Source organism: Nocardioides sp., assembly GCF_016462705.1.
GTDB lineage: Bacteria > Actinomycetota > Actinomycetes > Propionibacteriales > Nocardioidaceae > Nocardioides.
Genome location: NZ_JAEMSS010000036.1, coordinates 1 through 12379, shown reverse-complemented (window position 1 = coordinate 12379; position 12379 = coordinate 1). Strand labels below are relative to the sequence as shown.

Annotated in this window: 17 protein-coding genes; 10 read left to right on the top strand and 7 right to left on the bottom strand. The window is 72.4% G+C overall.

Annotated elements, in window-relative coordinates; genetic code table 11:
- Positions 1 to 10: 10 nt before the first annotated feature.
- The 4 genes from JHD21_RS06795 to JHD21_RS06780 are packed head-to-tail and all read left to right on the top strand — an operon-like array spanning position 11 to position 4706.
- A complete protein-coding gene (locus JHD21_RS06795; protein ID WP_292672718.1) occupies positions 11 to 1144 on the top strand; it encodes a resuscitation-promoting factor in 1134 nt (377 codons plus the stop codon).
- A gap of 17 nt (positions 1145 to 1161) precedes the next feature.
- Positions 1162 to 2025, top strand: coding sequence for a 16S rRNA (adenine(1518)-N(6)/adenine(1519)-N(6))-dimethyltransferase RsmA (rsmA, locus tag JHD21_RS06790; RefSeq protein ID WP_292672716.1), 864 nt, complete (start codon positions 1162 to 1164; stop codon positions 2023 to 2025).
- Complete coding sequence (locus tag JHD21_RS06785; RefSeq protein WP_292672715.1) at positions 2022 to 2927, top strand: 4-(cytidine 5'-diphospho)-2-C-methyl-D-erythritol kinase; 906 nt, start codon at positions 2022 to 2024, stop codon at positions 2925 to 2927. The genes rsmA and JHD21_RS06785 overlap by 4 nt, the downstream gene beginning before the upstream one ends.
- Before the next feature lie 27 nt (positions 2928 to 2954).
- Positions 2955 to 4706, top strand: a complete 1752-nt coding sequence (locus JHD21_RS06780; RefSeq protein WP_292672714.1) for an ABC-F family ATP-binding cassette domain-containing protein — start codon at positions 2955 to 2957, stop codon at positions 4704 to 4706.
- Positions 4707 to 4709: 3 nt separating this feature from the next.
- Here the strand turns inward: JHD21_RS06780 and JHD21_RS06775 are convergent, their stop codons facing one another.
- On the bottom strand, positions 4710 to 5204 hold the full coding sequence (locus tag JHD21_RS06775) for a MarR family transcriptional regulator (RefSeq protein WP_292672713.1): 495 nt from the start codon (positions 5202 to 5204) through the stop codon (positions 4710 to 4712).
- Between the two features lie 65 nt (positions 5205 to 5269).
- Here JHD21_RS06775 and JHD21_RS06770 point away from each other — a divergent pair, with 65 nt between their 5' ends.
- From JHD21_RS06770 to miaB, 5 genes are all read left to right on the top strand, one after another.
- Positions 5270 to 6043: a trans-aconitate 2-methyltransferase gene (locus JHD21_RS06770; RefSeq protein WP_292672711.1), complete on the top strand. Its 774-nt coding sequence runs from the start codon at positions 5270 to 5272 to the stop codon at positions 6041 to 6043.
- Positions 6040 to 6429 carry a VOC family protein gene (locus JHD21_RS06765; RefSeq protein WP_292672709.1) on the top strand — a complete coding sequence of 130 codons (390 nt, stop codon included), beginning with the start codon at positions 6040 to 6042 and terminating at the stop codon, positions 6427 to 6429. The genes JHD21_RS06770 and JHD21_RS06765 overlap by 4 nt, the downstream gene beginning before the upstream one ends.
- 91 nt (positions 6430 to 6520) lie before the next feature.
- Positions 6521 to 6778: a metal-sensitive transcriptional regulator gene (locus JHD21_RS06760; RefSeq protein WP_292672707.1), complete on the top strand. Its 258-nt coding sequence runs from the start codon at positions 6521 to 6523 to the stop codon at positions 6776 to 6778.
- A gap of 44 nt (positions 6779 to 6822) precedes the next feature.
- Positions 6823 to 7293, top strand: coding sequence for a hotdog fold domain-containing protein (locus JHD21_RS06755; protein ID WP_292672705.1), 471 nt, complete (start codon positions 6823 to 6825; stop codon positions 7291 to 7293).
- Between the two features lie 189 nt (positions 7294 to 7482).
- Positions 7483 to 8973, top strand: a complete 1491-nt coding sequence (gene miaB, locus JHD21_RS06750) for a tRNA (N6-isopentenyl adenosine(37)-C2)-methylthiotransferase MiaB (RefSeq protein ID WP_292672703.1) — start codon at positions 7483 to 7485, stop codon at positions 8971 to 8973.
- Between the two features lie 19 nt (positions 8974 to 8992).
- On the opposite strand, the gene JHD21_RS06745 is transcribed toward miaB, so the two are convergent.
- A complete protein-coding gene (locus tag JHD21_RS06745; RefSeq protein ID WP_292672701.1) occupies positions 8993 to 9202 on the bottom strand; it encodes a hypothetical protein in 210 nt (69 codons plus the stop codon).
- A gap of 80 nt (positions 9203 to 9282) precedes the next feature.
- Positions 9283 to 9921, bottom strand: a complete 639-nt coding sequence (locus tag JHD21_RS06740; RefSeq protein WP_292672699.1) for a sigma-70 family RNA polymerase sigma factor — start codon at positions 9919 to 9921, stop codon at positions 9283 to 9285.
- Positions 9922 to 10279: 358 nt separating this feature from the next.
- Here JHD21_RS06740 and JHD21_RS06735 point away from each other — a divergent pair, with 358 nt between their 5' ends.
- Positions 10280 to 11047, top strand: a complete 768-nt coding sequence (locus JHD21_RS06735) for a HAMP domain-containing sensor histidine kinase (protein WP_292672697.1) — start codon at positions 10280 to 10282, stop codon at positions 11045 to 11047.
- An 8-nt stretch (positions 11048 to 11055) separates the two neighbouring features.
- Here the strand turns inward: JHD21_RS06735 and JHD21_RS06730 are convergent, their stop codons facing one another.
- From JHD21_RS06730 to JHD21_RS06715, 4 genes are all read right to left on the bottom strand, one after another.
- Entirely contained in the window at positions 11056 to 11313 is a 258-nt protein-coding gene (locus JHD21_RS06730) for a hypothetical protein (RefSeq protein ID WP_292672695.1), read from the bottom strand.
- 43 nt (positions 11314 to 11356) lie between these two features.
- A complete protein-coding gene (locus tag JHD21_RS06725) occupies positions 11357 to 11632 on the bottom strand; it encodes a hypothetical protein (RefSeq protein WP_292672693.1) in 276 nt (91 codons plus the stop codon).
- The gene (locus tag JHD21_RS06720) at positions 11625 to 12125 is read right to left on the bottom strand and encodes an NUDIX domain-containing protein (RefSeq protein WP_292672692.1); all 501 of its coding nucleotides are present in this window, start codon (positions 12123 to 12125) and stop codon (positions 11625 to 11627) included. Before JHD21_RS06720 ends, JHD21_RS06725 begins: the two co-directional genes overlap by 8 nt.
- Positions 12122 to 12379, bottom strand: a 258-nt coding sequence (locus tag JHD21_RS06715; RefSeq protein ID WP_292672691.1) for a hypothetical protein, incomplete at its 5' end; no start/stop codon positions are given. The genes JHD21_RS06715 and JHD21_RS06720, both read right to left, overlap by 4 nt.

Genomic DNA, 12379 nt, shown 5'->3' with positions numbered 1-12379 from the left:
CTGGATCATCGTGCGCCAGAAATTCGGGAAGTTCCTCACCGCCTCCAGCAGCCGTCCGCGGCTTCTCGTGGCGCTCGCGACGGTCGTCGCCCTGGCTGTCGGCGGCACGCTCGCCGGGTACGCCGCGCTGACGACGTCCTACCGGCTGACCGTCGACGGGGAGACCCGCGAGGTGTCGTCGACGGGCCACACGGTCGCCGACGTGCTGGACTCGGCGGGCATCGAGATCACCGACCGCGACCTGGTCGCGCCCGACCTCGACGAGCCGGTCGCCGAGGGCAGCCGCATCGTGGTCCGCTACGGGCGCCCGGTCGAGCTGACCGTCGACGGCGAGACCGAGACCCACTGGGTCACCTCCACCGACGTCGCCAGCGCCCTGGGCGAGCTCGGGACGCCGTTCGGCCGCGCGGAGCTCTCCACCACCCGCAGTGCGGCGATCGGCCGCGAGGGCCTCGCCCTCGAGGTCGTCACTCCCAAGAACCTGGTGCTGAGCCTGGCCGGCGCCGAGCCGGTCACCCGCACGGTCACCGCGCTGACCGTCGAGGAGGCGCTAGCCGAGCTGGGCGTCGAGGTCGGCAAGATCGACAAGACGAAGCCGGCGCTGGACGCCACGCTGGACGACGGGGACCGCGTCGTCTTCACCGACTTCCGGATCGCCAAGCGCAAGGTCAAGGGCGAGCCCGTCCCGTTCGAGACCGTCGAGGAGCCGGACGACTCGATGTACGAGGGGCTCAGCGTCACCGAGCGCGAGGGCGAGACCGGCGCCCGCAACGTGACCTACAAGGTCGTGTTCAAGAACGGCAAGCTGCTCCGCCGCACCGTGCTGGCGCAGAAGGTGCTCACCAAGCCCACCAACGCGCTGGTCCGGGTCGGCACCGCCTCGGTCGCCACCGTCGGCGGCAGCGGCGTGTGGGACCGGCTCGCCGAGTGCGAGTCCGGCGGCAACTGGGCCACCAACACCGGCAACGGCTACTACGGCGGCCTCCAGTTCAGCCTCAGCACCTGGCAGGCGTACGGCGGCACGGGCCTCCCGAGCAACCACAGCCGTGAGACCCAGATCGCGATCGCGACCAAGCTGCGCGACGCCTCTGGTGGGTACGGGGCGTGGCCGCACTGTGCCAGTGCGTTGGGTCTGCCGCGGTAGTCACTAGCCTCGGGTCCATGTCAGGGACCGCGGTGCGCCTGCTCGGCGCGGCCGAGATCCGACGCCTGGCCGACGAGCTCGACCTGCGCCCGAGCAAGCAGCGCGGGCAGAACTTCGTCATCGACGGCAACACGGTGCGCCGGATCGTCCGCGACGCCGGGGTCGGCCCCGACGACGTGGTCCTCGAGGTCGGCCCGGGTCTGGGCTCCCTGACCCTGGCGCTGCTCGAGGTGGCCCGGCACGTGGTCGCCGTCGAGGTCGATGACCGGCTGGCGCAGCTCCTGGCGCGCACGGTCGGCGACCACGCTCCCGAGCTGGCCGAACGGCTCACGGTGGTCGAGGCCGACGCGATGCGGCTGACCGCCGTCGACCCGGCGCCGACCGCGCTGGTCGCCAACCTGCCGTACAACGTGTCGGTCCCGGTCCTGCTGCACCTGCTCGCCCTGCTGCCGGAGCTGGAGAAGGGGCTGGTGATGGTGCAGGCCGAGGTCGCCGACCGGCTGGCCGCCCCGCCCGGGTCGCGGACCTACGGCGTGCCGTCGGTCAAGGCCGCCTGGTACGCCGACGTACGCCGGGTCGGGACGGTGCCGCGCAGCGTGTTCTGGCCGGTGCCCAACGTCGACTCCGGCCTGGTCGGCTGGACCCGGCGCGACCCGCCCCCGACCACTGCCACCCGCGAGCAGGTCTTCACGGTCGTGGACGCCGCCTTCGCCCAGCGCCGCAAGACCCTGCGCGCGGCCCTGCGCCCCCTGGCCGGCGACACCGCCACCGTCGAGGCCGCCCTCGCCGCGGCCGGTGTGGACCCGACCGCGCGCGGCGAGGTCCTGGACGTGGCGGCGTTCGCCCGGATCGCCGAGGCACTGGTGGTGACTGCCTCATGACGTACACCGTCCGGGCCCCGGCCAAGATCAACCTCCACCTCGGCGTCGGTGCCCCGCGCGAGGACGGGTTCCACCCGCTGCTGACCGTCTACCAGGCGGTCGGGATCTGCGACGACGTCACGGTGTCGCGCTCGGCGGGCTGGAGCCTCGGCGTGACCGTGCCGGACTGGATCGACCCGGACCTGGTCCCCGACCCCGGCGACAACATCGTCGACCGGGCGGCCCGGCTGCTGGCCGACCACCACGGCATCGAGGCCACGGCCGAGGTCAGCATCGCCAAGTCCATCCCGATGGCCGGCGGCATGGCGGGTGGCTCCGCCGACGCGGCGGCCGCCCTGGTCGCCCTCGACCGGCTGTGGGGGGTCGAGACGAGCGACGACGACCTGCTGCGGATCGCGGCCGAGCTCGGCAGCGACGTCCCGTTCGCGCTGCTCGGCGGCACCGCACTGGGCACCGGGCGCGGCGAGCTGGTCGAGCGGGTCCGCGACGACGGCACCTGGTGGTGGGTCGCGGTGGTCGACCCCGAGGGGATGTCGACGCCGGCCGTCTACCGGCACTTCGACGAGCTCAACCCGGACGCCGACCCGGAGCCGCCGCGTGCCGACGACCTGCTGGAGGCGATCGACACCGGCGACCTCGACCTGCTCGCGGCGTCCCTGCGCAACGACCTCCAGGAGGCGGCGTTCGACCTCCGGCCGTCACTGTCGGACGTCATCGACCGCGGCGAGCGCGCCGGGGCGCTGCGCGGCCTGGTCTCGGGCTCCGGCCCGACGTGCGTGTTCCTGGCCGAGTCCGCCGACTCCGCCAGGGAAGTGGCCGCGCAGCTCACCGGGGACGGGCACGACGTCGTCCTGGTCACCCACGGACCGGTCGCCGGGGCGCACGTGGTCACCTATGTCTAGGCCGGGGTCCAGTCCAGGCGCGAGCCCATGAGCAACATCGTCAACCTCGAGCGGGTCTCGAAGTCCTACGGCGTCCGCCCGCTGCTCACCGACGTCTCGCTGGGGATCTCGGTGGGGGAGCGGATCGGAGTGGTCGGCCGCAACGGCGACGGCAAGACCACCCTCCTGCGCATCCTCACCGGCCACGAGACACCCGACACCGGTCGCGTCTCGCAACAGCGCGGGCTCCTGGTCGGCTACCTCCAGCAGGGCGACGAGCTCGACGACACCCACACCGTCCGCGAGGCCGTCCTGGGCGGGCTCGCCGACCACGAGTGGGCGGCCGACCCGCGCACCCGCGAGGTCGTCGACGTGCTGCTCGCCGGCGTGACCCTGGACCGGGCGGTCGCAGGGCTGTCCGGTGGCGAGCGCCGGCGCTGCTCGCTCGCGGCCCTGCTGCTGGGCGACCACGACCTGGTCGTCCTCGACGAGCCGACCAACCACCTCGACGTGGAGGCGGTCGCCTGGCTGGCCCAGCACGTGGCGGCCCTGCCCTCGGCGCTGGTCGTGGTCACCCACGACCGGTGGTTCCTCGACGCGGTCTGCGACCGGACCTGGGAGGTCCACGACGGGGTCGTCGACAGCTACGAGGGCGGGTACGCCGCCTTCGTGCTCGCCAAGGCCGAGCGGTCGCGCCAGGCGGCCGCGTCGGAGGGGCGGCGCCTCCAGCTGGTGCGCAAGGAGCTGGCCTGGCTGCGCCGCGGGCCGCCGGCGCGGACCTCGAAGCCGAAGTTCCGGATCGATGCCGCGAACGCGCTGATCGACGACGTACCACCGCCGCGGGACCGGCTGGAGCTCCAGCGGTTCGCGAGCCAGCGGCTCGGCAAGGACGTCCTCGACGTCGAGGACGTCGACCTGCGCCGCGGCGAGCGGACGCTGCTGTCGCACGCGACCTGGCGGCTCGGGCCGGGCGACCGGGTGGGCATCGTGGGCGTCAACGGGGCGGGCAAGTCGTCGGTCCTCGGGCTGCTGTCGGGCGAGCTGGCGCCGACCTCCGGCAAGGTCAAGCACGGACGCACCGTCGCGCTGCAGCACCTCACCCAGCACCTCGACGACCTCGACCCGGAGGCCCGGGTGCTCGCGACCGTCGAGTCGATGCGCCGGGTGACGAAGACGGCCGACGGCGAGATCACCGCCAGCTCGATGCTGGAGCGGTTCGGGTTCACCGGCGACCGGCTCACCGCGCGGCTCGGGGACCTCTCCGGCGGCGAGCGGCGGCGCTTCCAGCTGCTGCGGCTGCTGCTCACCGAGCCCAACGTGCTGCTGCTCGACGAGCCGACCAACGACCTCGACATCGAGACCCTGAACGTCCTGGAGGACTTCCTCGACGGCTGGCCGGGCACCCTGGTCGTGGTCTCGCACGACCGCTACTTCCTCGAGCGGGTCGTCGACACGGTGTGGGCGCTGCTCGGCGACGGCCAGATCTCCATGCTGCCGAGGGGGGTCGACGAGTACCTGGAACGGCGGGCCGCCGACCTGCACCTCGCCCCGCCGACGAGCACGCCCACCAGGGCCAGGTCCGGCAGCGCGGAGGACCGGGCCGCGCGCAAGACGATGACCCGGATCGAGAAGCAGCTGACCCGGATCGACGCCCGCGAGGCCGAGATCCATGCCCTGCTGGCCGAGCACGCCTCCGACTACGCGCGGCTCGCGACCCTGGGCGCCGAGCTCGACGAGGTGCTGGCCGAGAAGGAGTCGCTCGAGCTCGAGTGGATGGACGCCGCCGAGACGCTGGAGTGACGCCTACGAGAACGGCGCCAGCAGCCGCCGCAGCAGGTCGGCCAGGTCCTGCTGCGCCGACGCAGGCAGGTCGGCCAGCAGCTCCTGCTCGGCGGTCAGCAGCGCGGTGAAGGCGCCGTCGACGGCGTCCTTGCCCTCCGCGGTGAGCCGGACCAGCACGCCGCGCCGGTCGTCGGGGTCCGGGTGGCGCTCGACGAGCCCCCGGGCCGCCAGCCGGTCCACGCGGTTGGTCATGGTGCCGCTCGTGACGAGCGTCTGCCGGAGCAGGCGGCCGGGCGAGAGCTCGTAGGGCGACCCGGCCCGCCGGAGCGCGGCCAGCACGTCGAACTCCCACGTCTCGATGTCGTAGGCGGTGAACGCGTCGCTGCGCACCTTGTCGAGGCGGCGGGCGAGCCGCGAGATCCGGCTGAACACGGCCACCGGGGCGAGGTCGAGGTCCGCGCGCTCCCGGGCCCAGGCGTCGATGAGCTCGTCGACCTCGTCGACCTCGTCGCGCATGACCGTCATCCTACTGCGCTATCAAGAATCTTGACATCAAGATAGTCCCGTTGCAGGCTGGGGTCGTGGCACACACCTGGGACCCGGATCGCTACCTGACCTACGCCGACGAGCGGGGCAGACCGTTCGTCGACCTGGTCGCGAGGGTCGACGCGCCGTCACCTCGGCGGGTCGTGGACCTCGGCTGCGGTCCCGGCAACCTGACCGCACTGCTCGCCCGCCGGTGGCCCGAGGCCTCCGTCACCGGCCTCGACTCGAGCCCGCAGATGATCGAGGCGGCCCGCCACGACGTGCCCGGGATCGACTTCGACGTCGCGGACCTGCGTGAGTGGCGGCCGGCCGAGCCGGTCGACGTCCTCGTCTCCAACGCCACGCTGCAGTGGGTCCCCGGCCACCTCGACCTGCTGCCGTCCCTGGTGGCGGCCGTGGCGCCCGCTGGCTGGCTCGCGTTCCAGGTCCCGGGCAACTTCGACGAGCCCAGCCACACCATCCGCCGCGACCTGGCCGCGCTGCCGGCGTACGCCGAGCACACGGCCGGTGCCGACCATCCCGCCTCGCACGACCCGGGCGACTACTACGACGCGCTCGCGGCGCTCGGCTGCACGGTCGACGCCTGGGAGACGACGTACCTCCACGTCCTCGGGGGCCCCGACCCGGTCTTCACCTGGGTGTCGGCCACCGGCGCCCGGCCGACCCTGCAGGCGCTGCCGGACGACCTGCGGCCGCGGTTCGAGGCCGAGTTCAAGGAGCGCCTCGCGGCGGCGTACCCCACCCGGCCCGACGGCACCGTGCTGCTGCCGTTCCGCCGGGTCTTCGTCGTGGCGCGGGTCCCGCGGTGAGGCTCCACCACGTGCAGGTCGCCTGCCCACCCGGCGGGGAGGACGGCGCCCGGCGCTTCTACGGCGACGGTCTGGGCCTCACCGAGGTGGCCAAGCCGGAGGCGCTCGCCGGCCGGGGCGGGGTGTGGTTCCGCTCGTACGACGCCGAGGGTGTCGTGCTCGCGGAGCTGCACGTCGGCGTCGAGGAGCCGTTCGCCCCGGCGCGCAAGGCGCACCCGGCGTTCGTGCTGGCCGATGCCGCCGAGCTGGAGGCCACCGGGTGGCGGCTGGAGGCACTCGGCTACGAGGTGGACCTGGGCGAGCGGCACACGTTCCCGGGCTTCGAGCGGTTGCACGCCTACGACGGCGCAGGCAACCGGGTCGAGGTGCTGTCCCCCCAGGCCTGACCGGCGCTAGCCTCAGGTCCCGTAACCGAACGGCGTATCGGGACGTTCACTCGGCAATACCTGGACACGTTCACCGATGGGGGCCCAAGCGATGGCAGATGCGCCGGATCGGACCCTGGTCGTCAACCGGGTCAAGCGTGCTCAGGGGCAGCTGGCCGGGGTCCTCCGGATGATCGAGGAGGGCCGCGACGTCCAGGAGGTCGTCAACCAGCTCAAGGCGGTCACCCGCGCGCTCGACCGGGCCGGCTTCGCGATCATCGCGATGGAGCTGCGCGAGGCCATCGCCGCCGACCGGGTCGACGACGACGAGCTCAGCCGGCTCGAGGCGCTCTACCTGTCGCTCGCCTGAGGGGGCTTCGGGCCAGCGCGGTTACTCATGAGTAATATGCCGGCATGAGCCAGGTCCTCGACCTCTGGAAGAAGACGCGCGCGATCCCGGTGGTGGGCCCGTGGGCGTTCTCGTTCGCGTTCGGCCAGAAGGCGCCGTACTTCGCCACCATCCGGCCGCGGTTCACCGTGCTCGAGCCCAACCACGCCGAGCTGGTGATCCCCAAGCGTCGCCGCGTGCACAACCACCTCGGCACCGTGCACGCGATCGCGCTGTGCAACGGGCTCGAGGCCGCGATGGGTGCGCTGGCCGAGGTCACGATCCCTCGCGACAAGAGGTGGATCCCCAAGGGCATGGAGGTCAGCTACACCGCCAAGGCCACCAGTGACATCACCTGCCACGCCGAGACGCGTCCCGAGCAGTGGGCCTCCGACGACCCCGACCTGCCGGTGAAGGTCTGGGGCACGACCACCGACGGGACCGTCGTGATCGAGGGCACGATCCGGCTCTGGGTCACTCCGAAGAAGAAGCAGTAGCCCAGCCCGACAGGTCCGGGTCGATCAGGACGCGGGGCGCAGGACGGCCACGACAGTGTGGATCCTGAGATCAACCAGGCTCATCCTCGGCTCCACACAGTCGCCCGGTTCGTCGCGCGGGACCCTCCGAGCCGGCTGGTGCAACGATTCCGGGTCCATCGAGCCTGCCTCGTACCCTTGACGACTGACATGCGCACCTACGAGGTCCGCACCTACGGGTGCCAGATGAACGTCCACGACTCCGAGCGGCTCAGCGGCCTGCTGGAGGACGCGGGCTACCTGCGTGCGGCCAAGGACGAGCAGGCCGACGTCGTGGTGTTCAACACCTGCGCGGTGCGCGAGAACGCCGACAACAAGCTCTACGGCAACCTCGGGCACCTGGCGCCGGTCAAGGCCAAGCACCCCGGCATGCAGATCGCGGTCGGCGGCTGCCTGGCGCAGAAGGACCGGGCCACGATCACCGAGAAGGCGCCGTGGGTCGACGTCGTCTTCGGCACGCACAACATCGGCAGCCTGCCGGCGCTGCTCGACCGGGCCCGGGCCAACGACGAGGCGCAGGTCGAGATCCTCGAGTCGCTCGACGTCTTCCCGAGCACCCTGCCGACCCGCCGCGAGTCGGCGTACGCCGCCTGGGTGTCCGTGAGCGTCGGGTGCAACAACACCTGCACGTTCTGCATCGTCCCGGCCTTGCGCGGCAAGGAGAAGGACCGGCGGCCCGGCGAGATCCTGGCCGAGGTCGAAGCCCTGGTCGCCGAGGGCGTCAGCGAGATCACCCTGCTGGGCCAGAACGTCAACGCGTACGGCGTGGAGTTCGGCGACCGGCAGGCCTTCTCCAAGCTCCTGAGGAGCTGTGGCGGGATCGACGGCCTGGAGCGGGTCCGGTTCACCAGTCCGCACCCGGCCGAGTTCACCGACGACGTCATCGAGGCGATGGCCGAGACGCCCAACGTGATGCCGAGCCTGCACATGCCGCTGCAGTCCGGCTCGGACAAGGTGCTGCGCGACATGCGCCGGTCCTACCGGCAGAGCAAGTACCTCGGGATCATCGAGCGGGTCCGCGCGGCGATCCCGCACGCGGCCATCACGACCGACATCATCGTCGGCTTCCCGGGCGAGACCGAGGACGACTTCCAGGCCACCCTCGACGTCGTCCGCGCGGCGCGGTTCGCGGGCGCTTTCACGTTCCAGTACTCCAAGCGGCCCGGCACCCCCGCGGCGACGCTGCCGGACCAGATCGGCCCGGACGTGGTCAAGGACCGCTACCAGCGCCTGGTCGCCGTCGCCGACGAGGTGGCCTGGGCCGAGAACAAGGCCCTCGTGGGCCGCCAGGTCGAGCTGATGGTCGCCGAGGGCGAGGGCCGCAAGGACGCCGCCACGTTGCGGCTCTCCGGCCGCGCCCGCGACAACCGCCTCGTGCACTTCGCGACGACGCGCGACGACGTCCGACCGGGCGACGTGGTCACCACGACGGTGACCTACGCCGCGCCGCACCACCTGGTCGCGGACGGCGAGCCGGTCGACGTGCGCCGGACCCGGTCGGGTGACGCCTGGGAGGTGCGGAACACCGCGCCTCCCATCCCCGTTGGCGTGACCCTCGGCATGCCGAGCATGGGGCGGCCGGCCGAGCGGCCCGCAGTGGGATCTCCTCTGCAGGACTGCGGGTCGCCCGGACCGGCCTGACCGCTCCCCCCAGGTCGGGTCAGCTCCAGCGGTTGGTCTCCGCCCGGTGCTTCGGGACGTACTTGCGCAGGCCCGGCCTCGAACCGTTGCGCCGGACGCCGGCGCGGCGGATCCGCCAGTCCTGCAGGTCGACGATCTCCGCCGGCCAGATGAAGACGGTGTCCGGCTCGGCCGTCGCCGTCTCGGTCAGGACCTCGTCGTCGCTGTCGATCAACGCTCGCGTGAGCATTCGTTCCCCTCCATGTGATTCCCCCTGCCGGACGCGGTCGCGCCCGGTTCCTCCCCACCTGGTCCTCGCAGTACGCCGTCTCAGTCGCTCATCGTCCGGGCGAGCGTGCGCAGCCCCCGCAGCTGCAGCTGCTTCACCGCCCCCTCGCTGGTGCCGAGCAGGTCCGCCACCTCGCTGACGCTCAGCTCCCCGAGGAACCGGAGCTCGATCACCCGTCGCTGGCTCGCCGGCAGCTCGGCCAGGGCGGCGCGGACCCGCTCGCGGTTGAGCAGGGCGATCAGCTCGGTGTCGGCGTCGTCGGCGACATCCTCGTAGAGACTCATGTCATGGGCCTGCTCGAACCGGGTCCGGCTTGCCTTGAAGTGGTCGATCACCCGGTTACGGGCGATCCTGAAGAGCCACGCCGGGAACAGGTCGGCGTCGAGCTTGAAGCTCTCGATCCCGCGCAGCGCCCGGAAGAACGTGTCAGCGGTGAGGTCCTCGGTCAGCGCCGTCGAGCGGGTCTGGGCGTAGATCACCCGGTAGACCGAGGCCTGGTAGTGGTCGTAGAGCTGGCCGAAGGCCTCCGCGTCGCCGAGCCGGGCGCGTTGGACGACCGGCGCCAGCAGCGCCGCGTCGAGGGCCGACTGCCGGCGACGGCGGTCGGTCGGCAGCGTCCGCGCGGACGAGCCGGAGGTGGGCGCGGCGGACCCCAAGGACCCCAAGGACACAGCGAGCACGACGGTTACTCCAGGTTTGGCGTGTCCTCGCCGACTATTGAGGGGTCAGCAGCGAGGGCTCAAGCCTCCGTCGCGGACCGGTCGTCGCGCACCGGAAGGCGCCGATAGTCACCGACCTGTGGGGAACGGAACGCCGGGGGTAACAGGCGAGCCGCTCAGGCCTCGCACGCCCCGGTCTAGCCCGGCTCGGTCATCCCTGTGACCTGTTGCTCCCCCAGGGAACTCCGTCGGCTCTTGACGGTGCCCGCCGCGCGACCAAGACTCATGCCAACCGAGGGGGTCGGGAGGGAACGCCGTGAACGTTGCGGCCGTGGCGGATGCTGCCGTCAGGGGGACCAGTGCAGACACGCTCGCCCGCGTGCGAGCGGTGCTGGACGACGCCGACGTGCGTGACCCGCAGGAGGTCGTCGACCTGCTGCGGCACCTGTGCGACGTCGAGACGGAGACGGCAGCCGAACCGGCTGCGGACCGTCCCGACGTCGAGCTGGCCGCCCGGGTGAGCCACGACCTGCGGATGCCGCTCGCCGCCCTGCACGCGAGCCTGGAGCTGCTCGAGGAGGCCGTCGGCCCCTCGTCCGACGCCACGGTCGACCTGCTCATCACCAGTGCCCGCCGGTCGGTGGACCGGATGTCCGGCCTGGTCGACGGCCTGATGCGGCTGCACGAGCTCACCAAGGAGCCCCTGCGCTCGGAGGTCGACCTGGACGCGCTGGCCCGGCGGGTGTGCACCGACCTCCGCCCGCTGATCCACGGGGCGAGCGCCACCGTGCGGATCGACGAGCTGCCTGCCGTGGCGGCCGACCTCGACCTCATGTACTCCGTGCTCCTCAACCTGGTCAGCAACGCGGTGAAGTTCGCGCGGCCCGGTGTGGCTCCGCTCGTGCGGCTGCACGGCAGCCGGGTCGACGGGGGCTGGCGGATCAGCGTGCTGGACAACGGGAGGGGTGTGCCGGCGCATCAGCGGGACGCGGTCTTCGAGATGTTCACCCGTCTCACCGACGCACCCGGCCACGGCATCGGCCTCACGACGGTCGCGCGGATCGTCCGCGCCCACGGTGGCTCAGCCGGTGTCGAGGACACCGACGGGCCGGGCAGCGAGTTCTGGTTCGAGCTGCCTGACGCCTGAGCCTCGGGTCAGCCGTCCTCGGCGCGGGGGTCGAGGCTGGGGTAGGCCGCCTTGGGCTCCAGCCCGTCCGGGTTCGCCTCGACCGCACCGGGTCGCTGCTCCGGCGGCACGTCGGCGTCGTCCTCCGGCTCGACCGCGCTGGTGTCCCGCACGCCGTCGGTGCCGACCTGGCCGGGCCCGGTGTGGCCGACCCGTTCGCTGCTGACGCCCATGCCGACGGGGTCCACGACGGTCGCGTCGACCGGCTCCTGCTGGTGGTCGCTCATGACCGGCCGGTACCCAGGTCGAACGGCCTCAGGCCGAACGGGCTCAGGCCGGAGACTCGTCCTGGGGGTCCACGTCCTGGCTGTCCGCGTCGTCCTTGGTCGCCTCGGTGTCGGTGTCCTCGCCCTCCCGGAGGACCGCGGGGGCCTCGGCGGCATCGACGGCGGGGTTCTTCTCCGGGTCCAGGTCAGCGGGCTCGACCTGCTCCTCCTGCGGCAACGCGTCCGCGCCGCCCGGGTTCGGCTCGCGCGGCTCGATCTCCGCGTCGGGCATCTCGCCCAGTGCCTCTGCGTCCTGCGTCGGCAGCTTGTCGTCACCCATGCCGTTCTCCCGTTCCCGAGTCGAACCCGAAGGTCGTGTACGGCGGCACGTCGCCGTCCCGCACAGCCTGCAACACCCGCAGCTCGTGCGGCACCACCGGGTCGGGCAGGTCGTCGAGCCGGCACCAGCGCAGGTCGGCGCACTTCGCCGGCTCGACGATCCGGGGCTCGCCGGTCCAGCCGCGGGCGGTGAAGAAGAAGTCGATCCGCTCGTCGATCGGCTCGGCGCTCCTCGTCCGCTGCATCGACGTCACGAACATCAGGTCGAGGTCCTCGACGCCGATCTCCTCACGGGCCTCGCGCCGGGCGGCGTCGTAGGCCGTCTCGCCCTTCTCCACGTGACCGGCCGCGGCCGCGGCCCAGTGGTCGTCCATGTAGCCGGTGTTCTGCCGCAGCTGCAGCAGCACCTCCGGACCGGTGTCGGACTGGCGCAGCAGGAAGACGTAGGCCGCGGGCACGACCACGAACCGGCCGTGGTCGGCAGCCGGGGTCACGAGGACGGCTGGTCCAGCGAGGTCTCGGCGTTCTCCTCCTGGAGGCTGCGCTCCTCGTCACCCTGCGCGGGCTCCTCGGTGACCTCGGGCTCGTCGCCGGAGGAGTCGCCGAAGCTGACGCGGGGTACGCCGTGGTCCGGCTTGTCGTCGCCCTCGGTCCCGTCGCCAGGAGCCATCGGCCCGTCGGGGGCGTCCTCGCGCAGCGGGCCTCCCGGCGGCTGCGGAGCGTCGGAGCTGGTCATGCTTGAGAGACT